General features: G+C 60.7%; 18 protein-coding genes and 1 pseudogene. 11 read left to right on the forward strand and 8 right to left on the reverse strand.

Annotated elements, in window-relative coordinates:
* Window positions 1-54: 54 nt before the first annotated feature.
* Window positions 55-1,191 carry a hypothetical protein gene (locus tag J2R78_RS40860; RefSeq protein ID WP_253609202.1) on the reverse strand — a complete coding sequence of 379 codons (1,137 nt, stop codon included), beginning with the start codon at window positions 1,189-1,191 and terminating at the stop codon, window positions 55-57.
* A 361-nt stretch (window positions 1,192-1,552) separates the two neighbouring features.
* Window positions 1,553-2,902: an IS701 family transposase gene (locus J2R78_RS40865; RefSeq protein ID WP_253605578.1), complete on the reverse strand. Its 1,350-nt coding sequence runs from the start codon at window positions 2,900-2,902 to the stop codon at window positions 1,553-1,555.
* A gap of 471 nt (window positions 2,903-3,373) precedes the next feature.
* Here J2R78_RS40865 and J2R78_RS40870 point away from each other — a divergent pair, with 471 nt between their 5' ends.
* Window positions 3,374-3,589, forward strand: a complete 216-nt coding sequence (locus J2R78_RS40870) for a dodecin family protein (protein WP_253609203.1) — start codon at window positions 3,374-3,376, stop codon at window positions 3,587-3,589.
* A 214-nt stretch (window positions 3,590-3,803) separates the two neighbouring features.
* On the opposite strand, the gene J2R78_RS40875 is transcribed toward J2R78_RS40870, so the two are convergent.
* Window positions 3,804-4,004 carry a DUF2274 domain-containing protein gene (locus tag J2R78_RS40875; RefSeq protein WP_256558753.1) on the reverse strand — a complete coding sequence of 67 codons (201 nt, stop codon included), beginning with the start codon at window positions 4,002-4,004 and terminating at the stop codon, window positions 3,804-3,806.
* An 18-nt stretch (window positions 4,005-4,022) separates the two neighbouring features.
* A pseudogene (locus J2R78_RS40880) lies at window positions 4,023-4,469 on the reverse strand (TrbI/VirB10 family protein); the annotation flags it as partial.
* A 213-nt stretch (window positions 4,470-4,682) separates the two neighbouring features.
* On the opposite strand from J2R78_RS40880, the gene J2R78_RS40885 reads away from it, so the two are divergent.
* Window positions 4,683-5,576 carry a 3'-5' exonuclease gene (locus J2R78_RS40885; protein WP_253609205.1) on the forward strand — a complete coding sequence of 298 codons (894 nt, stop codon included), beginning with the start codon at window positions 4,683-4,685 and terminating at the stop codon, window positions 5,574-5,576.
* A 52-nt stretch (window positions 5,577-5,628) separates the two neighbouring features.
* Here the strand turns inward: J2R78_RS40885 and J2R78_RS40890 are convergent, their stop codons facing one another.
* Complete coding sequence (locus J2R78_RS40890) at window positions 5,629-5,844, reverse strand: hypothetical protein (protein ID WP_253609206.1); 216 nt, start codon at window positions 5,842-5,844, stop codon at window positions 5,629-5,631.
* A 181-nt stretch (window positions 5,845-6,025) separates the two neighbouring features.
* Complete coding sequence (locus J2R78_RS40895) at window positions 6,026-6,532, reverse strand: hypothetical protein (protein WP_253609207.1); 507 nt, start codon at window positions 6,530-6,532, stop codon at window positions 6,026-6,028.
* A gap of 760 nt (window positions 6,533-7,292) precedes the next feature.
* Between J2R78_RS40895 and J2R78_RS40900 the strand changes: the two genes are divergently transcribed.
* Both J2R78_RS40900 and J2R78_RS40905 read left to right on the forward strand, forming a co-directional pair.
* Window positions 7,293-7,502, forward strand: a complete 210-nt coding sequence (locus J2R78_RS40900; RefSeq protein WP_253609208.1) for a hypothetical protein — start codon at window positions 7,293-7,295, stop codon at window positions 7,500-7,502.
* 1,328 nt (window positions 7,503-8,830) lie between these two features.
* A complete protein-coding gene (locus J2R78_RS40905; RefSeq protein ID WP_253636042.1) occupies window positions 8,831-9,595 on the forward strand; it encodes a TetR/AcrR family transcriptional regulator in 765 nt (254 codons plus the stop codon).
* Window positions 9,596-9,602: 7 nt separating this feature from the next.
* Here J2R78_RS40905 and J2R78_RS40910 read toward each other — a convergent pair whose 3' ends face one another.
* Window positions 9,603-10,415 carry an enoyl-CoA hydratase/isomerase family protein gene (locus J2R78_RS40910; protein WP_253609210.1) on the reverse strand — a complete coding sequence of 271 codons (813 nt, stop codon included), beginning with the start codon at window positions 10,413-10,415 and terminating at the stop codon, window positions 9,603-9,605.
* On the opposite strand from J2R78_RS40910, the gene J2R78_RS40915 reads away from it, so the two are divergent.
* Entirely contained in the window at window positions 10,416-12,431 is a 2,016-nt protein-coding gene (locus tag J2R78_RS40915) for an AMP-binding protein (RefSeq protein WP_253609211.1), read from the forward strand.
* Window positions 12,432-12,533: 102 nt separating this feature from the next.
* Here the strand turns inward: J2R78_RS40915 and J2R78_RS40920 are convergent, their stop codons facing one another.
* Complete coding sequence (locus J2R78_RS40920) at window positions 12,534-13,343, reverse strand: enoyl-CoA hydratase/isomerase family protein (RefSeq protein WP_057017228.1); 810 nt, start codon at window positions 13,341-13,343, stop codon at window positions 12,534-12,536.
* Between the two features lie 132 nt (window positions 13,344-13,475).
* Between J2R78_RS40920 and J2R78_RS40925 the strand changes: the two genes are divergently transcribed.
* The 6 genes from J2R78_RS40925 to J2R78_RS40950 all read left to right on the forward strand — a co-directional run bounded on the left by J2R78_RS40925 (window position 13,476) and on the right by J2R78_RS40950 (window position 21,201).
* Window positions 13,476-15,017, forward strand: coding sequence for a class I adenylate-forming enzyme family protein (locus J2R78_RS40925; protein WP_253609212.1), 1,542 nt, complete (start codon window positions 13,476-13,478; stop codon window positions 15,015-15,017).
* Window positions 15,014-16,195, forward strand: a complete 1,182-nt coding sequence (locus J2R78_RS40930) for a thiolase (protein WP_253609213.1) — start codon at window positions 15,014-15,016, stop codon at window positions 16,193-16,195. The genes J2R78_RS40925 and J2R78_RS40930 overlap by 4 nt, the downstream gene beginning before the upstream one ends.
* Window positions 16,195-16,611 (forward strand): Zn-ribbon domain-containing OB-fold protein, encoded by a 417-nt coding sequence (locus tag J2R78_RS40935; RefSeq protein WP_253609214.1) that lies wholly within the window; start codon window positions 16,195-16,197, stop codon window positions 16,609-16,611. The genes J2R78_RS40930 and J2R78_RS40935 overlap by 1 nt, the downstream gene beginning before the upstream one ends.
* 167 nt (window positions 16,612-16,778) lie before the next feature.
* Window positions 16,779-18,386, forward strand: coding sequence for a carboxyl transferase domain-containing protein (locus J2R78_RS40940; RefSeq protein ID WP_253609215.1), 1,608 nt, complete (start codon window positions 16,779-16,781; stop codon window positions 18,384-18,386).
* 16 nt (window positions 18,387-18,402) lie between these two features.
* Window positions 18,403-20,403 carry a DUF2118 domain-containing protein gene (locus J2R78_RS40945; protein ID WP_253609216.1) on the forward strand — a complete coding sequence of 667 codons (2,001 nt, stop codon included), beginning with the start codon at window positions 18,403-18,405 and terminating at the stop codon, window positions 20,401-20,403.
* A 45-nt stretch (window positions 20,404-20,448) separates the two neighbouring features.
* The gene (locus J2R78_RS40950; protein ID WP_253609217.1) at window positions 20,449-21,201 is read left to right on the forward strand and encodes an enoyl-CoA hydratase/isomerase family protein; all 753 of its coding nucleotides are present in this window, start codon (window positions 20,449-20,451) and stop codon (window positions 21,199-21,201) included.
* The last annotated feature ends 33 nt before the right edge of the window (window positions 21,202-21,234 follow it).

Consider the following 21,234-nt stretch of genomic DNA (forward strand, 5'->3'; position numbering starts at 1 on the left):
ATGCTGCGCGAGAAATGTTGCGTTTCTCCTAACGACGAAGTCAGCCAAAGCGCTTCACGCTGTACGCCGATTCGATCGACTTTTCCCTCGGCGGCGCCGCGAACCACTGCGACGGTGCCTGCGAGGAGGATCAGACAGTTTCGTCGCATTTGTTGAAGCGGACTCGCTCGTTGGCGGATCGTCGACTGGGCGAAGCGGCGACCTTCGAACAGCGACCGCTGTCTGAAGGGCACCGAGGAATTGCCGCCCCTCTTCCGTGATCTCCCAACCGTCCGCATCGCGAAGCACAAATCTGGCCGAGAAGATGTTCAGACCAGGTGCTTGTTCGGCCAATCGCTTCATGCGATCGGTCCAATCCTTGCCGCTGTTCATCAGTATTTCGACCGCATGCCGGATTTCGGCGACAGAGGCTCGCCCGGCGGGCTGACCGGCCAGCACTTTCAAGACGGTCAGCTGGAAGGACAACTTCCACGTCTCCGGTGAGGCTGGATGTAAAGTCTCGGCGAGACCGGTTATCCACAGCATCGGCACGCGCGCTGTCTGGCCGAACTCGCCTGTAGCGGCGACGAGCTTATCGGGAGCACAATTGTTGTTGGGCTTGCCGTCTACTCTGCCTCCACGTCCCGCCGCGAAGGTGATGATGGCCTGAACCGATGACGGGTTGCGGCTCGCGAGAGCGATCGATCCCCAGCCCCCGCCCGACTGACCCACGACGACGACCTTGCCGGGCCGAATGAATTTCTTCTTGCTCATATAATCGATGACCCACTCATTCAGAGTGGCGATGGCGAGGCCTGGTCCTCGAAAGTTCGGGTTATCGCAACTGCCGACATGCGCAAACACCGAGCCGAAAATCCCCCGATCTTGGTCATCAAGGCTGCTGGCTCCATACCTCATCGGGGAGATGACGAAATAACCCCGGCTCGCGAACCACTGTGCGGCGGCCTGGTATTCGATCATCGGAAACATTGTTCGTTCTTGCACGCCCAGCGCAATCCCGTGGTTCATTATCACGAGGGGAAACGGGCCATCGCCAACTGGTCTTACTACGAAGGCAAGCGCCGGCAATGGAAAGGGGAGTGCCCAGATTTCCTCCTGGATCTTTGGCGATCGGGCAACATCTTCTACAGCCGGGGAACGTACCGGCAGAAACGCCAACAGGATCAGAGGAATCAGAAGCCGTTTGAGCACCTTCTTACTCCGTTCTCAGGGAGAAATAGTCGCAAGGGGAGAAGAATGCACAGCAAACGTATTGGCGGCTCGCTTACTCCTCAACTTGCCACTTCGAAAGCTAGTTGGCTAAAATGGAAGACCTTTGACATAGATCATGTCCCGAAGTTCAACTGCGCACGACGCCGGGCCGGTACAATGCCGAGAGGGCAGAACTTCGCGTTTGATGGACCACTTGTGGCCCATCGCGAGGTCTCGAGCTGCGGCACGAACGTGGTCGCTCTAGGAGCAAAGCGCCCATTGCCTCCTCGCATCACGCCGCCATGCCTATGGGTACACGGCCTAGCACTACTTTGGCAGATTGTGTTTTCGCCGCTGTTTTTCACGGATCTGCTTTCGGCAATATGGGCACTGCTGAGACGGCGGCCGAAGGATGAGATCGACGATGGCGTGACGTACGGCTGGCATGGTTGGCTGAGGCGGAGGCCCGTTGATTCTTTTTTTTCCGCCCCGCGTATGCGAGGCGACGATGTTGCAGGAAGGCGTAGGCAATCATTGTCATCAAGGCGTGGCGATGAAGACCTTGCCATGATCGCCCTTCGAAGTGATCAAGTCCAAGTTCCTCCTTCAACTGCTGATGCGCCTGCTCACAAATCCACCGTGCCTTGATGGTGGCGGCCAGCGTGCGCAGATCCGTCGCCGCCGGAAGGTTGGCCAGATAGTATTTCTTCTCCCCGGACGCACGTTGCTCGCCAATGAGCCAGGCTTCGTCGCCTGGGAGATGCTGCTGACCTTTATCCCATATCCGCTGCGGAGGGCCGTCGGCGGTCCGGACACGGAGAGCAGCAAATTGGGCTTTAAGCCGACCTTTCGTCCCGCTACGCCAACTCACGGTTTTCCATTTGGCGCTGGCGAGCATTTGTTCTGCGGCAATCGATAAGATATCGGGCACGTGGTGCTTTCGTGGTTTTCCGCGGACTTTGGTAATCGGCCAAATGAGCTTCACATCGACCGGATACACTTTCTGGTGCCGAGGGATGCCGACAGCCCAGGTCAGCCCGCGCTCTGTTAGCCCTTGTCGAAACGGTGCGCTGAGGCCGTATCCTGCATCCGCCAGCACACATCCAAAGCGCACGTTGGCTGCCATCGCGCGGTCAATCTCGGCTAGAGCAATCTCGGGCTTGGACCGTGCCGTTCGATGTTCGACTGGCACGCGAGCGCGCTTCAAACGAGATATGTCGCTTGTCCAACTGTCAGGCAGAAAGAGACGTAACGCGACCATCACGGGCACTTCGCCGCGAGCAAGCGTCAAAGACACCAGCGTTTGGCAATTTGCCGTTTTACCGAGAGCCGACGCGTATTGAGCCGCAACACCGACCGAGCGCTCACCCTTCTTGGGAAGTGAGGTGTCATCAATAACCAGCACCGCATCCCTGCCGCCGACAAGTCGGTCCGCCTGGTTGAGCAGCTCTGTCTCCAGCGGCGTCGCGTCCCAGACACCGTCCGCAATGAAATGGTGCAACTGGTCGTAGTTGCTCGTGGCAAGGCGTTCCGCCATCGGCTGAACGCTCTTGCGATCGCCCGGACCGATCAATCCCGCAACATACAGAGGACACATCCGCTGCCGGGTCTTATGACCCAGCCGGTCCAAGAACGGCATCAGCCAGCGTTCGAGTTCGTCTTCCCATCCGGGCATGGTCAGCCCTCCCAGAGCCGACCACCCATGAATCATTGAAAAATTGATTCGGGAATCCTATAAAACGCGGCAAAATCAACAATCTGCCAAAGTAGTGCTAGCTAGAGCACTGACCCCGCGGCTATTCCTTTAACGTACGGATCTGCGATCCATCAGTAGCTCCTCCCGGTGGGGCAATGTCGACACTCAATGACCCAGGCTTGTCCGGCGCGGGGAAACCACCCCGGTCAAAGCCAGCGCGAGCCGACGTCAGCATCGACGAGATCTCCGGCAGGTCGTGGGAGCGCGCGTATCGGCGTCCTGTCCAATTCGGCTGGCGACGATCGACTGCTTTCGCATCATTGGCATGCACACGATCAAGGCCATGATACCGCGCGGTATCCGCTGACCCAACACGGCCGGCCGCTCGAGTTCGCCGACGCGTGTATCAGCGCCGACGTCTTGGTGCTAGATTCGTCAACGGCAGGGAGCACCTGCTGCCTGCTTCTTACTGAACAGGAGAACGAAATGGCTGAAAGCGTTTACAAGGTCATTGAACTGGTCGGTACTAGCAAAGACTCCTGGGAAAAAGCCGCCGCCAATGCGGTCGAGCAAGCTGCAAAATCTCTCCGAGACCTTCGTGTTGCAGAGGTCGTCAAACTCGATATGCAACTGGACGATAAGGGAAAAGTAGAGGCCTATCGCGCCAAGCTCAGCGTGTCGTTCAAGTTCGAAGGCACCTGAGCCTGAGTACCTCGCCCCGCTCGCGGGGCGAGGTTGGCTCGTTGTAGAAAGGCGCACATCCATTTTCCTTGCGCGCCGCTGCTGCCATTACCCAGAGCACTTGTTTCGAGATTGCTTACCGTCTGGCTGACGACAGAGTATGTTAAGACTGCGCTCGCCCAAGCTAGTACCGAGCCCAATTCTCAGAATCAACCGTCAAGACCTGCTGCTCATATTATAGCGATCCTGATTTTTTCTTTCCTCTCTTGAATTCCGAATCGCTCGCGAGAAGCGCCTCAAGCATAAATGGTATCAGCTCGGAAACCTCCTCCCGACTGCCATAAGTCTCGGCATAGAAATCAGCGTACTCTCGTAGCCGTTGCGCAAGTACCGGAGTAAACACAATGGTGATCTTCACGGGACTGCGGTCAGGCAACTTCGCAAGCTTCGTCCCTCACCTGCCCTTCGCAACTGTCTCAACGTCCTGATAAGGCTTCAGCACCAGATCCTTCGAAACAATCACCCGTAGCGGCCAACCCGGCCGCACCGTGATTGTCGGCTGCACATCGAGCTCCCGCTCCACCAGCCGCTGTCCCGCTCGATTGGTCGTTTGCTGCGTGCTCTCCCGCAACGCCTTGACAAGATCGCTCTCATCGTTGCCGATCGAAAGTTGGGTCCCGACCCCGATCAAAGTCGCCAGGGCCACGCCCTTGAGCAACTGCCAGGTGTGGAAGTCCACCTCGTCCTCAAGGCCGGCGTAGCCTGCGACGTCGGTCGCCGGAAGGCTCTCGATCACGATCGAATTGCCGTTCGGCAGGATCAGCCGTGTCCAGACGACCAGTGCACGCTTCTGGCCGAACGCCACGACGCTATCGTACTTGCCCACGAGCCGCGTCCCCTGCGAAAAGCGAGTTGGGTGGTCCGTCCAGTTCTATTTCGTCTTTTCCGAACAATGTGATCGGAGATACCGACGCGCCGGTTCCACGGAGAAGTCCATGCGGAGCGGCGGCCATCTACGCGCACCGCAAAACTATCCACAGGCACTGCGGTGCCTGGACTGGTCCGATCGGCTAGACTGGCGAACTTTCGACCCAATGATCGTCCGCCACACGACATGACCGTTCAACCGCCCCTCGCCGAGATCGCCGGTATGCTGGAACAGTCACCCGACTACCGGGTGCTGCGCCGGCTGGTTCCTCGCTCCGACTTTACGCCGAGCGACGGGCAATCGACCAAGACCGCGGTCCTGCTCGACGTCGAGACCACCGGCCTCGATCCGGCCCGCGACGAGATCATCGAGCTCGGGATGGTCAAGTTCACCTATCTTCCGGACGGGAGGATCGGACGGGTCATAGATACTTTCAGCTGCTTCAACCAGCCGTCGATCGCCATTCCCACGGAGATCACGGCGCTGACCGGCATCACCGACGAGATGGTCGAAGGCCATGCTCTCGATGAGGCGCGCATCAACGAATTCGCCTCCGATGCGGTCGTGGTTATCGCCCACAATGCGGGTTTCGACCGCAAATTCATGGAGCGCTACGCGGCACTCTTCGCGCTCAAGGCCTGGGCCTGCTCGGTCAGCGAGGTCGAATGGCGCGGCCATGGGTTCGAGGGTTCGCGGTTGTCCTACCTCCTGATGAAGGCCGGACTGTTTCATGAGGCGCACCGAGCGGTCGACGATTGCCTGGCGCTGCTGGAGATCCTCGCGATCAACCTGCCCCGGCTCGATCGCACCGTGCTCTCCATGCTGCTCGAGCGTGCGCGCCGCAAGACAATCAGGATCTGGGCCGAGCGGTCCCCCTTCGAGCTCAAGGACGCGCTCAAGCGGCGGGGCTATCGCTGGAGCGATGGCGCCGACGGCCGGCCGCGGTCGTGGTACATCGATGTCGACGAGAGCAATCAGAATATCGAAATCGAATACCTGCAGAAAACGATCTATCAGGCGGAAGTTGATATCCAGATCCAGATACTGACTGCGTTCGACCGCTTTTCAGTGAGAAGCTGACCTGCGAATGGATGCCGTCGCGGCGCTTTTTTACACCCAACCAATGTTGCAACTAGCGACGAGCCAGGACGACCCCAAGCAGAAATGCGGCTGCAATGGATTGAAGCGGAGCCACCTTCGTCGCTTTGCTCAAATGATGCAGCCACCGCTCCTGCTGCGGTTGAGGTTCGAACACGTTGTCTTCAGCCATACGACGGATCGCTTCTGATGCCTGATTTATTCGCTGTTCTGGCGTAGCGGTCGGCGCCATGGAAAATTCGTCAGCCATGTAAGCTTCCTTGCGCCTGTACGCGACGCTCGTACGTGATCCACGCACCAACAGGCTTTTTGCCTGAGCATCAACGTCCACCGCACGCTGACTGTTCCTAAGCGTCCTGGGGCTGCAATAGCCAGCCGCCAACCTGCTCTCCTCATTACGGCTTCGCCTCAGATTTCCTCCACCAGGATTTCTAGTGCTGCGGCGCGCTACTACTTTTGCCCCACACCGCGTCTCGGCGGAGACGGGAGCTCATCGCCCACTTTTCAAAGTCCAGTAGTTGCCGCTGCGATGGGTTCTGGTTTGTGATGCCGAAGTTGGGGCCGTCCGTAACTTGGGAAAGCGGACGGCCCCTGCCGGCCAGTTCCAATTGCCCCTGCCTCAAACAGAAGCGATAGCCGACCAGTCGGGAACGTAAATGAGACTGCCTTGGTTTCGCACTGCAAGGCGGCCATTCGCTTTCATCTGATCCATTTGAGCTAGGATCGCTCGCCTGGGGCCGGAGGAGAGTGGAGCCCGGCGCTTCAGCTCTCTCTCTACCGGGCCAATACTTCGCTTTGGTTGCGATCCAGCGCTCGGCGTCGGCTTCCGTATCGAAATCTCCGATGTGGGAATCGGGCCCATTGCCGGTCTTGACGGCGACAAACCAGCGACCGTCCTTTGTCTTCGCGGGCTGAAAATGAGGCGTCTTGATCGTCATGCCGCTCACTATGAGATGTTGACGTCCAACATTCTACACACTGCGACTGCGCCGGACGCTTAGCCCATTTGGAGCATGTGAATGACCCATACGGTCTATCAAGATCGCGAATCGTATTGCTAAAAACGAAGTGTCCGTATTCGCACGGATACAACGGGCGTGTTTTGAGGATCATGATCGTTCCCTCGGCAAATAGCGCATGGGGACGTTCGCTAAGCCAACAATGTCCAGGCAAGAGATCGAAGCGCTCGCATGCAAATGTGACGCTTGCGGGCGTCATATGACGTTGTTGGCCGAGCTGCCCTCTGTCGGCAAGTACGAAGCGGTCCATGTGTTTCGTTGCTATGGCTGCAATTCAGTGAAGTCGGAGCAAGAGGCACGGCGCTCAGTGTGTACTTGACCGACTGCTTGTCGATTGGCGTTCTCCAGGCGCGACTTTTCTCGATCCTGCCTTCAGAAGCGCAACAATCTGCGACCGCGTTGGACGTTCTCCTCTACCTGGTTAAGCGACCGGTGATCTGCAGTCCGAAAGACAAAGACCAGTACAGCCGGATCGTTGCCGTCTGCAAGGTAGGCGATCCTGGCCCCGACATGGCCCCGCGGCGCTGGAGCGAGCCCGAGCGATGGCCGCGCAAAGGAACGCATTCCGTATAATCGTGGAGCCGTGATCGGAGAGCGGTGACGGTGGGTCGAGCCTGCTCTATTGGAACGTCAGAACCCTGCGGCGGTTTTGTCTGGAAACAGGGTTGGAACCGCGGACGTGGCAGACGAACTCGAATATTCGGCGCACCGACTAGTGGTCATCGAACAGCCTGGTGGCGGTTTCCTGGTCGAGATCACGCCTCTCGGGGGCGGTCAAACCGTCAGGACGATGACCTATCAGAGTACGCAGGAAGCGATTGCTGCCGCGAAGAGGACCATCGACAAGCATCCCCAAGACAGGCGATCTATCAATCCGACCCGCTCTTGAAGCGGCTCCCGGCTCATTGAGAGCGACGCTCTTACAACTCGCGAACCCGGTCGATCTCCATTTGAGGCGGGTGAGAGTTTCGTCCCTGGTTTCAGCGACGCTCACAGCATCTCCCCGATCTGTAAAAGTAGTCGATGTAGATGTCGATGCGGCTGCGGATTACAAACCTCTGCTCGGAATGAACAAACGCAACCATCACGCCGCAATACGCGCCCCGCAACTGCTCGGGGGCGGCTGGCGTATTTGAATAAAACGGGAGACCGCCGCCTTTGGCTATCTTGCGCGAGCGCTGGCTTTCACGACAGCGGGTCTTTACTAAGACCTTTGGCTATCCGCGACATGCGCCGGTTTGTTCACCAGCGAGCGGCGGTCTCATTGGCCAATTAACGTCCTGGCGAGGCATCTCGTTCCCCAATTTTGATCGCAAATGGAATGAGGAGTCTAGGGCGCACAGAGCCGCAGCAAAGCATTGATCTTGCAGAGTGACGGGCTCCGCCGGCGCGGGTAGGAAATCGCTCGCGCTCGGGAACCAATTCCAAAAGTGTACTGTTGATTGATGGGGCCGATGCAAGGACCATCGCCATGAGGATCGATCATCTCGCTGCAATTGCGATAGCTGTTTGTATCGCTGGTGCCGGATTGCCGCCCGCATGCGAAGCGACAATGTCTCGTTTTTGGACTTCCATTTGCTCCCGATTCGCAGGGCTCTGAAACCTCGATTGACGTTCAGGAAATCTCGACAGGCCGAGATTCTTCCGTTTCGCGCGGCGACGATCGATGCCGCAGCTAACTCAATTATGCGCGCGGCGGCGACGCTAGAGCAGTCCCCCTCTCGAGGCCGATTGACCAAGCATTAAGCAGGTGTTCGAAACAAGCCTCCCCGTCGCGACAATCAACACGTCGTGGGTCCAAAGAGTCATTGTCTTCCCGCAGCTTCCCGAAGGGCACTGCGAGAGCAGCGAAGCGGTAAGCAAGCGAAGTGCGCTTGGCAGCCGCCGGAGTGACGGTGCGGCGATTACTCTTGGAATTATCTGGCGCGATAATTGCGCGCGGGCGCTGTCGCGTTGACTGTCGTCGGATTCTTCTTGACCTCCCGGTGCGCACGCAACCTCCTAACCAATTGAAAAACCTAAGTTCTCGTTCTAACCACTGCCGACCAAGTTGAGCAAATTTCAACAGGACGGCGCCAGCGAGCGGCACCATAGGCAAAGCACTGGGGCCCGCTCACTGCCCGAGCAAAGGGCTGACGATGGATAATGATCAATCGCTGACGCCTTCTGTCAGATGTTGCCATACGCAGCGGAATCTGCTTCGACAGCGATCATTGGTTGCACGAGCCGGCAGGCCAATATTTCGAGATGGAGCTTGCGGTAAGCATGAAGGCGGTGCGGTCAACCCTGCGTTCCGGTGACCGGTCTGGCCCGAGGCCGGCGGCGCGCCGGCCGAAAGTCCCATCCACCAGCCGAGGGCGCAAGGCCGAGCCTGAAAAAACCTCTGCGATCGCAACCCCTAAATCCGAGCGGTCGCGAGACCTCATCCTGCATTCCGCGGCCCAGCTGTTTCGCCGACAGGGATTTTCAGCCACCACCCTGCGCCAGATCGCAGCCAGGGCCAAGATCAAGGCCGGTAGCATTTACTACCATTTCGACTCCAAGGAGCAGATTCTCGACGAAGTGCTGGACCGCGGCCTCCGCCACGTGTTCGAGACCGTGAAGAACTCGGTCGAACGTGCCGGAAAGGTATCGCACCGGCGCAAGATTGGTCTTGCAATCGAAGCCCATCTCGTCGCGCTCCTCGAGACGAGTGACTTCACCTCAGCCAACATTCGAATCTACGGGCAACTGCCGGAGCAACTGAAGAAGCCGCACCGGCCGCTGCGGCGCGCATACGCAGAATATTGGGACCAGCTCTTCATCGACGCGCGGCGCGCCGGCGAGATTCGCGCCGACATGGAGGTGGTACCATTGCGCATGTTCGTGATTGGCGCTCTCAACTGGACGATCGAATGGTTCAGGCTGGAAAACAGGGATGCCGTGCTCGAACTAGCCCGTCGCACGGAGACGCTGATCTTCGAAGGCGTCAACAAGCCCTGATCGCAATCTATCGGCCCTGCCAGACCGGCTTTCGCTTCTCTGCGAACGCCTTCGGCCCTTGGATCGCATCGAGACTGGCATAGACCTCTTTATGCAGCCGCTCCGCCTCAACGAGGCCCTGTGCAAGCCCCAGGTCCATTGCGGCAAGCACGCTTGCCTTGGCCGCCTTGACCGACAGTGGTGCGCCCTCGACGATCTTCCGCGCCAATTCAAGCGCCCGTTCGCGCACAGCCTCTGGCGTGTCCTCAAGCGAGTTCAGGAACCCCTGCTCCGCGAGCCGTTCGATCGCGATCGTCTCGCCCGTCAGAACCATCTCCATCAGCAGCGGCTGCGGCACCATCCAAAGCATCGGCACCGCCCACGGGGACCCGCGCCCCATCTTGACCTCGGTTATTCCCGCACGGGTGCCGCGCAGCCCGATCCTCAAGTCACACTTCAGCGCAAGCATCATCCCGCCGGCCATCAAAGATCCCGTCATGGCAGCAATGATGGGCTTGGAGACCTTCTGCATCGCGTGCTGCATGGGATCCCGCATCAGCGTCAGGATATCCACCCCGTCCCTCGCCCGGATTTCTGCGGCCTGCTTCAGATCCAACCCTGCGCAGAATACCCCGCAATCTGTTGAGGTGAGGATGATCGCGCGGACGGAGGCGTCGGCTTCGACCCTGTCCCAGGCGTCGGTCAGGCCGTTCATCGCCTCGACCGAGAGCGCGTTCTTGCGTTCGGGACGGTCGATGGTGACGGTCGCGATGCCCTCTTCGACCGAATAGCTGACTTGCTCTTTTTCAACCACGATATCTTCTTCCTTGAATTCTAACATTTGTTAGAATACATCGCCGCACGCCAGATTCAAGAACATGGCGCAGCTCTTGAGGCAGGAGGAAGCAAGATGGCGTATCTCTGGACGCCCCCCGCGGAACTGGTGGAGAAGAGCAACCTGAGCGCGTTTCTTCGCGCCACGGGGCAGCCGAACTATGACACGCTGGCGGCCAAGGCCGACATCGATCCAGCCTGGCTCGCGCAGGAAGTGTTCGGGTTCTGTGACGTTCGCTTCTATCGCAAGCCCGAGAAGATCCTTGATCTTGCACAGGGCGAACCGTGGGCGCGCTGGTGCGTTGGCGGGACCACGAACATCGTCCTCAATTGCATCGACAAGCACCGCGGAACTGAAGTCTGGGACAAGACATTCCTGGTCTGGGAAGGCGAAGACAGACGCGAGCAGCGGCGACTGAGCTACGCCGAGTTCGCATCCGCTGTCGAACGGCTAGCATCGGGCCTGCGCAAGCTCGGAATCGGCAAGGGCGACGTCGTCGCGATTTACATGCCCAACCTGCCCGAAACCTTCATGGCTTTCTTTGCAATCCTGAAGATCGGGGCGATCGTGATGCCCCTGTTCTCCGGCTTCGGTCCCGACCCGATCAGGGCGCGGCTCAACCATGGTGAGGCGAAGGCCGTCATCACCGCGAACGGTACCTGGCGTCGAGGCGCGCCGGCTCCGCTGAAATCGGTTCTCGACGAGGCACTGGAGACCGCACCAACCGTCCAGCACGTGATCGTGGCAAACCGCGGCGGGCTCGGCGTCGACACCCCCATCCAGGTGGGACGCGACCACTGGTGGGATGAGATCGCCAAGGAGGAAGCAAATCTTCCGACCGTCGAGATGGACGCGGAAGATCCCGCCATCCTTCTTTACACGTCGGGTACGACCGGCGAACCAAAGGGCTGCGTGTGGACGCATATCAGCTTCATTGGCTCAATGGTGACGCGGGATATGATCATCTGCGGCGACTTCAAGCCAACGGACCTGTTTTTCTTCTTCAGCGACATGGGATGGATGGTAGGCGCGATGTGCGCCTGCATTCCAAGCTTCGCTGGCGGCAGACTCCTCGTGGCCGAGGGGACGCCCGATTATCCCGATACGGGACGCTTCTGGCGCCTGATCGCCGATCACAAGGTCACCTATCTCGGTGTTTCACCGACCATCGTGCGCGGCATGATGCGCCATGGCGAGGAGGTCGAACGGTACGATCTCTCGAGTCTGCGAATGACTGCTTCAGGCGGCGAGGCCTGGACGGAGACACCGTGGCGATGGTTCTTCGAACACGTCTGCAAGTCAAAGATCCCAATCATCAATATCTCCGGCGGAACGGAAGTCGGCGGCTGCATCTTTACCGGCACCCCGAACCATCCAATGAACCCATGTTCGTTCTCCCGGCCGGCCCTCGGAGTCGGCGCGGATATCGTCGACATGGCGGGTAACCCTGTCCCCGACGGCGAGGTCGGCGAATTGGTGCTGCGTCATGCATCGATCGGGCTCACCAAGAGCCTTTGGAAGGGCGACCAGCGCTATCTCGAGAGCTACTGGAATACGATTCCGGGAATCTGGGTGCATGGCGACTTTGCCATGCGCGGCAAGGACGGTCTCTACTACATTCTTGGCCGCTCGGACGACACCCTCAAGATTTCGGGCAAGCGCGTCGGTCCGGCAGAGCTCGAGGGCGTGCTGACCGCAACCGGCAAGGTCGCGGAAGCTGCCGTCTTCAGCGTCCCGCATCCAGTCAAAGGTTCCGCTATCGTTTGTGCTTGCGTGCCGAGCCCTGGTGCGAAAGACCTCCGCGCGCTGTCGGAAGAGCTTGCCCAGGCCCTGGTGCACGGAATGGGCACCTCGTACCGCCCGGAAAGGGTATTGTTGGTCGATGACCTGCCGAAGACGCGCAACATGAAGATCATGCGCCGCGTGCTTCGCGCAGTCTTCGAAGACAAGGACCCCGGCGATCTGTCGGCGCTCGCCAACCCCGAGGCGATCGACCATATCCGTCAGAAGCTCAAGGGATAGCTGTCGGCCCGGATTGGCCCGGTCCAGGCGACGTCGCATGGCGTGAAGCCAGACATCAAGGCAACCACTCAGGTCGGTTGCCTTGACGGGGATCAGACGATCCTAGATCGGGCAGTCCTTGGGGAAAGCTGGCTTGCGCTTCTCAAGGTGCGAGGCCAGGCCTTCGCGGGCTTCATTGCCGGCAAAGCCGAGGATTTCGAGGGCGGTTGACGTGTCGAACAGCGGTCCGTTGACGCGAAGCCAGTTGTTCAACGCATATTTGGTCCAGCGGATCGCACTCTGTGCACCGGTGGCGAGATCCTGCGCCGTTTCCAATGCGATGCCTTGCAGCTCCGCATCTTCGACGCACAGCGAAACCAGGCCGATCCGCTCGGCTTCCTCACCCGACAGCGGCTTGCACGTGAGCAGATAGTACTTTGCCTTCGCCAGTCCGCAGAGCAGCGGCCAGATGATACAGGCGACGTCGCCAGCGGCGACACCGAGCCGGGTGTGGCCGTCCACGATCCGCGCCGATTTGCCACAGATCGACACGTCGGCAAGGATCCCGACGACGAGGCCGGCGCCCACGGCGACGCCGTTGATCGCCGAGATGATTGGCTTGTTGCAGTTGATGACGTTGTAGACGAGATCCTTGGCCTCTTTCCAGGTCGCCATCCGCGCGGCCGGATTGTCGAGCAGTGACTTGATCAACTCGAAATCGCCGCCGGCCGAGAATGCCTTGCCCGCCCCCGTGACAATCACCGCGCTGATGTCGGGATCGCTGTCGATGTCTCTCCAGATGTGAGTGAGCTGTGTATGGGTCTCGGCGTCGACGGAGTTATAGGTCTCCGGTCGGTCGAAAGTGATCCGAAGGATCCTTTCGGCCGGATAGTCGAGCTTCAACCTCGTGTAGGCCGCGTACCGATTGGACATATTGATCTTCCCGCTTTTGGCGCCTAAGAAGCGCTACCAATTATTTCTAACAGATGTTAGAATTTGTAGTCGGCCGGCGCAAGCACTGGCTCGAAACAAGAAGGTCGAAAGACAGCGCTCGAGGAAACGTTGATGGAAACCGGGCTCAGTATCCAGACAGGCGGCGGATCCGGCATCGGAACCGTCGGTGCACTGTTCGAGGCCTGCGCGGAGCTTCATGCCAACAGGCCTGCGATCGAATACCGCGGCCGGCACGTGACTTATGGGGAGTTGCGCGACCGGGTCCGTCGGTTGACCGTCCTGCTTGCCGCGCGGGGCCTGCAACGCGGCGACCGGCTTGGCCTGCTGTCGCGCAACCGTCCCGAATATCTCGAGATCGAGTTGGCGGCCGCCAATCTCGGGATCATCACGGCTTGCCTTAACTGGCGGTTGTCGGAGCGCGAGCTCTCCTATTGCATCGAACTGGTGTCGCCCAAGCTGCTGCTGGTCGAGGGAGACCTCGCGGCAAGCCTTCTGCCGGCCGCCAAGGCGAATCCAGTCCTGGAGATCGGACCTCAATACGAAAGCGAACTCGCGCGAGCGGACGGGCGGGCACCCCCGTCTGTCGCCCAACCGGAAGATGGGCTCGTCATTCTCTACACCAGCGGAACGACCGGCCTGCCGAAAGGTGCCGTGATTTCGCACCGCGCGATGGTCATGCGGGCGTTGGTGTTCTCCTCCGAACTCGGTATCGCTCCGCACGACACATTCGTCGCATGGGCCCCCTTGTTCCACATGGCCTCGACCGATCATGCGCTCGCCACCCTGCTGCGCGGCGGAATTGTCGTTGTGATCGACGGCTTCCAGCTTGAACCGCTGCTGACGGCCGTTTCCCAACACGACATCGGCTGGCTGGTCCTCATTCCCGGCATGGTAGAGGCTCTTATCGATGGTCTGAAAGGGCAACGCATCAAGGTGAAGGGAGTGCGGGTGTGCGGAGCCATGGCGGATCTGGTCGCCCCGCACGCCATTGCCGAGGTCACCGAAATGCTCGGCGCCCCCTATCTCAACAGCTTCGGCTCGACCGAGACCGGCCTGCCGCCGGCGACGCGCGCGCTGATTGCGCCAGGCGATGTGCCGGCCAGCCTGTCCAAGCGGCAAAATGCGTTCTGCCAGATCAAGCTGGTGGACACCTCCGACAACGAGGTCGCGCTCGGCGAGCCCGGCGAGTTGGCCATCCGCAGCCCGACACTATTCTCCGGCTATTGGCGCGCGGACGAGACTAACACGCGCGACTTCCGCGGCGGCTGGTTTCACATGGGCGACGTGTTCAGGCGCAACACCGACGGATCGCTCGATTTCGTCGACCGCGCCAAATACCTGATCAAGTCGGGCGGCGAGAATATCTATCCCGCCGAAATCGAACGCGTCCTGCTAGGCGACGATCGGATCGCGGAAGTCGCAGTCGTCCGCGCTGCTGACCCAAGGTGGGGAGAGGCCCCCGTCGCCTTTGTCGCTTGCCGCGAAGGGGCCGCAATGACGGTAGCCGAGCTCACCGAACTGTGCCGCCGCGAGCTGGCGAGCTACAAGCGGCCGCGCGAATTCCGTTTCATTGCCTTTGGTGAATTCCCTCGCTCGACAAGTGGCAAGGTCCAGCGCCACGAACTCGAGCGCCTGCTGAAAGCCTCCACATGAGCGACACCAGCCTGAGAGGAAAGGTTGCCGTCATCGGCATCGGATTGTCGGCGGTCGGCAAGGTACCAGGCCGCAGTCCACTCTCGCTTGCGGCAGAGGCCGCGGCAAACGCACTCGCCGACGCCGGGCTCGCCAAGAGCCAGGTGGATGGCGTGCTGTCGAGCCATGCCTTCGCTTCCCCGTTCCATCGCTTCAGCGTTGCCTTCAGCGAATATTTTGGAATGCGTCCGACCTTCTCAAACACGTTGCAGGTGTCCGGCGCCACGGCGGCGACGATGTTCAGCATTGGTGCGGCCGCCGTTCACGGCGGACTCGCCAAGGTGGTGCTGCTGGTCGCTGCCGACAGCCTGATGACGGGGCTGACGCCGGATCTGGCGCTGCGTTCGCTCACAGAAAGCCGGGATCAGCAATACGAGATGCCGTTCGGCATTCCGGTTGCCAACACCTTCGCAATGACCGCACACCGACATATGAGGGAGTTCGGCACCACGCCCGAGCAGCTGGCGGAGGTCGCCGTCGTGCACAGGCGTCACGCGGCGCGGACCCCCGGCGCGCAGCAGACGACGCCGATCACCGCAGCGGACGTGCTGAATTCGCCTATGGTCACCACGCCCTATCACAAGCTCGACTGTTCGCTGATCTCGGACGGCGGCGCGGCATTTGTCCTCACGTCGGCCGAACATGCGAAGGCTCTCGGAATCGAGAAGCCGATTGTCGTCCTCGGTTGCGGCGAATGCTACACCCACGAGCACATCTTCCTGATGCCGTCCCTGACCACGACCGGTGCTGTCGAATCCAGCCGGAGAGCCTATGCAATGGCCGGCTACCAGCCGCGCGATATGGATGTCGCCGGCATCTATGACTGCTTCACGGGCACCGTGGTGATGATGCTTGAGGACCTCGGCTTCTGCCGGAAGGGTGAAGGCGGCCCGTTCGTCGCCGACGGACAAATGAGCTACGGCGGCCAAATACCCTCCAACACCCATGGCGGCCTGCTGTCATTCGCGCATTCCGGAATGCCTGGCGCCCTGTTTCACTTCCATGAGGTGATCGCGCAGCTGCGCGGCCAATGCGGCGAGCGGCAGGTCGACGGCGCCGCGCTCGGGCTGGTGCACAGCCTCGGAGCGGGATTCGCCACCAATGCCACGACCATTCTGGGCACTGAGGGAACGCTGTGATGGCATCCGAAAATTCCACTCGAAAGCCCCTGCCCGCGCCGGATGCCGATACGACCGCATTCTGGCGTGGCTTGCGCCAAGGCAAGCTCCTGTTGCAGCACTGCCGCCGATGCCGCAACGTGCAGTACTACCAGCAAACCACATGTCGCGAATGCGGCGGCGATGAGCTCGTGCACAGGCCCGCGACCGGCCGCGGCAAAGTGCACTCCTTCAGCGTGGTCTACCGGGCTCCCGGCCCCGCATTCAAGGCGGATGTCCCCTATGCCGTGTTGCTCGTCGAACTCGACGAAGGGCCACGCATGATCAGCACCCTGACGGGGAGCGATCCGGCGGACGTCACCTTCGACATGGAGGTCGAGCTCGCATTCGACCAGGTCTCTGACGACATAACTCTGCCGCGCTTCCGGAAAGCCTGAGGGATTCGCATGAGTTCTGCTTGCATCCGCGTGCGATCAATTCTAACAATTGTTAGAATTTTGCAGCACCTCGATTTTGTGGCGCTCGCACCGCCGACCCACCGGTCGATTTACACCAGCGGCAGGTCCCCGACGGGCTCGCCGCGCAGCCGCCAGGACCACCCGCAATGGCAATCATGAAATCGGACGTCGTCACCTCGACCGAGGACTACGCCCGCAACCGCAGCGCCTACGCCGAACGCGTTGCGGATCTCAGGCGGCGCCGGACCGCGGCAGCACTGGGCGGTCCGGAACGGGCACGCAAGCTTCACAAGGAACGCGATCAGTTGCTGCCGCGCGAGCGAATCGCGGCGCTGATCGATCCCGGATCACCGTTCCTCGAATTCTGTCAGTTGGCCGGCGACGGCCTGTACGAAGGCGTGCCGCCCGGCGGCAGCATCATTACCGGCGTTGGAATGATCTCCGATCGTCCCTGCATGATCATCGCCAACGAGCCCACCGTAAAGGGCGGCACCTATTACGGTATCACCTGCAAGAAGCATGTTCGTGCGCAGCGCTTCGCCTGGCAGCACCGCCTGCCCTGCGTGACCCTGGTCCAATCCGGCGGCGCCAACCTGCCCGACCAGCCCAATATCTTCCCTGACGATGGCCAGTTTGGCTCGATCTTCTACAACCAGGTCAGGATGTCGGCTGAAGGCATCCCGCAAATTGCGGTGGTGCACGGTCCCTCCACCGCGGGTGGCGCCTACATTCCCGCGTTGAGCGATGAGACCGTCATCATCAGAAACCAGGGCGCCATGTTCCTCGGCGGGCCGCAGCTGGTCTATGCGGCGACCCGCGAAGAGGTCGGCATCGAGGCACTCGGCGGCGGCGAGATGCATAGCCGAGTGAGCGGTGTCACTGACCATCTCGCCGAGAACGACGCCCATGCAATTGCCATCACGCGCGAGATCGTCGCCAGTCTCGGCGAGATTCCCCGGCAAACCCGGACCGTCGCCCGGGTGCGCGAGCCACACTTCGACCCCAACGAAATCTACGGCCTGATCAGTTCGGATCCGCGCATTCCCACCAATAATCGCGATGTCCTTGCGCGTCTCGTCGACGGCAGTGAATTCCATGAGTTCAAGCCGCTCTATGGCGATACGCTGGTGACTGGCTTTGCGCGAATCATGGGCTTCGAGATCGGCATTCTCTGCAACAACGGCGTGCTGTTCTCCGAAAGCGCGCTGAAAGCGACGCACTTTATCGAGCTGTGCTGCAAGCGCGACATCCCGCTGCTGTTCATGGCGGATGTCACGGGATTCATGGTTGGCCGTGAAGCCGAGGAAGGCGGCATCACCAAGAACGGCGCAAAAATGATTACGGCAATGGCAAGCGCCAATGTCCCGAAATACACGCTCATCATGGGTAATGCCTACGGCGCGGGCTACCTCGCGATGTGCGGCCGGGCGTTCCGGCCAAATGCCATGATGATGTGGCCAAATGCCCGTTCCGCCATCATGGGTCCCGACCAGGCCGCAACCACGCTCGCGATGGTTCGCGACGAGGTCCACAAACGCGAGGGAACGAGTTGGACGGACGCTGAGCGCGAGGCCTACATGGCGCCGACCCGGCGAACGTTCGAGGATTTCGCCAATGCCTACAATTTCGCCCGCAACACCTGGTGCGACATGGTGATCGATCCGCTCGAAACCCGCAGCGTGATGGCGCTGTTGCTTGACCTCGCCGGGCGCGTCCCGCGTCCGCACACCGATTTCGGCGTGTTCCGGATGTAATCGCAGGGGACCCGCCATGTTCAGGAAAATTCTGATCGCCAATCGAGGCGAAATCGCCTGCCGGATCGCCCGCACCTGCCAACGCCTCGGTGTTGCGGTCTCCACCGTGCACTCCACCGCGGATGCCGACGCGTTGCACGTCAGGGCGATCGGTGAATCCATCGGGATCGGCGGCGCACCGGCCTCGGAAAGCTATCTGCGGATCGATGCCGTCATCGCCGCCGCGAAAACCACCGGCGCGGAGGCGATCCATCCTGGCTTCGGCTTCCTGGCGGAAAACACCGACTTTGCCCGCGCGGTCGAAGCAGCCGGTCTGGTGTTCATCGGACCGACGCCGGAAACCATCGAGCGACTTGGCGACAAGGCGTCGGCGAAGCGGGAGGCTGTCGCCGCCGGCGTCCCCACGGTACCCGGCAGCGACGCTCCGAGCGAGGATCGCCTCGAAGTCGAACGTATCGTCCGCAGGCTCGAACTGCCGGTCATGCTCAAGGCCGCGGCCGGCGGCGGTGGCAAGGGTATGCGGGCGATCTCGACCTACGACGGGCTTGGCGACGAAATCGAGTCCGCGATGCGTGAGGCAAGGAATGCTTTCGGCGACGCAGGGCTGATCGTCGAAAAACTGATCCTGCAAGGCAGGCACATCGAGGTGCAAATCGCAGGTGACGGCGACGGCAACGTGATCCACCTGTTCGAACGTGAATGCACGCTGCAGCGTCGCCACCAGAAGCTGATCGAGGAAGCGCCAGCCGCCAACCTGGCTTCCGCCTTACGCCAGCGTATCCTCGACGACGCCGTCCGGCTCGGACGCAGGCTCAGATATCGTGGCGTCGGCACGGTCGAATTCATCGTCACCGGCACCGACTACTATTTCCTGGAGGTCAATCCCCGGCTCCAGGTCGAGCATCCCGTAACCGAAATGGTTACCGGCATCGACATCGTCGAGGCTATGCTCCGCATCGCCGCTGGCGAAGGCCTGCCTATGAAGCAGGGCGAAGTGTTGTGCCAGGGTCACGCGATCGAGGCGCGCATCTGCGCCGAAGATCCGAATGACAGCTTCATGCCATCCACTGGAGAGCTCGCCCATGTCAGGTTCCCGTCCAGCGGCATTCGGGTCGAGACTGGCGTCGAAAGCGGGTCGATCGTTACGCCCTATTACGATTCGATGCTCGCCAAGCTGATTGCTCATGCCGCCTCCCGCGATCAGGCGCTCGACCAACTTGATCGCGCGCTCGGCGAAACCTCGATCTTCGGTGTTGTCACCAACCGGGATTTTCTCCGTCGATTGATCGCCTTGCCCGCGACCCGCGCCGCGACTTTTCATACCCGTCTGATCGACGAACGGATCGATGCGCTTGCGGCCACCGCTGGCGACGTTGACCCGGAGGCGCTGGCGGTTGGTGCGTATTTCTGGATGAAGCGGCAGCGCGCTGCCGCTTCCGGCAATCCCTGGCAGTCCAGCAGCCTGACCGGCTGGCAGATGGCGGCCGCCGATGACGGCTTGTCACCGATCCCCATTCTCCACCTCGAGACCGCAGGCGACAGCGCGGAGATCCGCTTTGCACCCTTGCAGCCAGACGGCTCGATGCTGATCGGCGTGGACGATGCCAGGATTCGGGTGCAGCTTTCGCCGCTTGCCGATGACATGTTCGCTGCCGCAGTCAACGCGCGCTGCGAGACGGTGCGGATCACCCAGAAAGACCATGCGATCTTCGTGCACGATCCGCGTCGCGCCCATACCATGACCGCGATCCCCTACCTCAGATACATCAGCGCCAGCGCCGAGATCAGCGGCGAACTGCGCGCGCCGATGACCGGCGTCGTGTTGAAGATCAACGTCAAGGTCGGCAGCCGCGTGAAGGCAGGCGATCCGATCGTCGTCATGGAATCCATGAAGATGGAATTGCGCATCGCCAGCGAGGTGGACGGTGTGGTGACCGCCGTCCACTTCAAACCCGGCGATACCGTCGAGCGAAACGCCGTCGTCGCCATCGTCGAGCCCGAACTCATCCCGCAGTAGCCGCCTTATGAACGATCAGGACAGCATATGTTGCGATTAGGAAGCGTGAATTACGTCGTCCGCGGCAAGATCGCGATCTTGACGCTCGACGAACCGGAAAAGCTGAACGCACTGACCGCCGGCATTCGCGCAGGCATACGTGAGGGCCTGCAACGGGCCGACAAGGACGATGGGGTACGTGTCAGCATCATCACCGGTGCCGGCGGCAAAGCATTCTGCGCCGGCGCCGATATCGGTACCTTCGATTTCGATCCGGAGAAAGCGCGCGCCTTCTTCATCGACGCCATGGAGGTCCTGAGCGCTCCGGAACGCGCACTCAAGCCGGTGATCGCTGCCGTGAACGGGATCGCCTATGGCGGTGGATTCGAGCTTGCCATCGCATCCGACTTCATCCTGGCGGCCGAGAGTGCCCGCTTCGCCGTACCCGAGATCAAGCTAGGCCTATTGCCTGGCTTCGCTATCGTGCGCCTCCAGGACATTGTTGGGCGCGCGAAAGCCAAGGAAATGAGCATGCTCGGCGACCCCGTCAACGCCGCGGAAGCGAGCCGCCTTGGACTCGTATCCCGCGTCGTTCCCGACGAACGCCTTCTCTCCGACGCAATCGCGTTCGCGGAGCGCATCGCCTCACAGCCCCGCCTTGCTGTGCAGATGGCCAAGTCCTTCTACAATCGCGGTCTCGGCGGCGACGAGATGCGCCACGCAATCGATGGGTTTCCGTTCCTGCTGACGCACGCCGATGCACGCGAAGGTATCAACGCATTTCTGGAGAAACGCGCGCCACGTTTCGAAAACGGGTAGCTGCAACATCTGTGTTTTGGCTTCGTCGCGCAG

Source organism: Bradyrhizobium sp. USDA 4538 (assembly GCF_024171045.1).
Classification (GTDB): domain Bacteria; phylum Pseudomonadota; class Alphaproteobacteria; order Rhizobiales; family Xanthobacteraceae; genus Bradyrhizobium; species Bradyrhizobium australafricanum.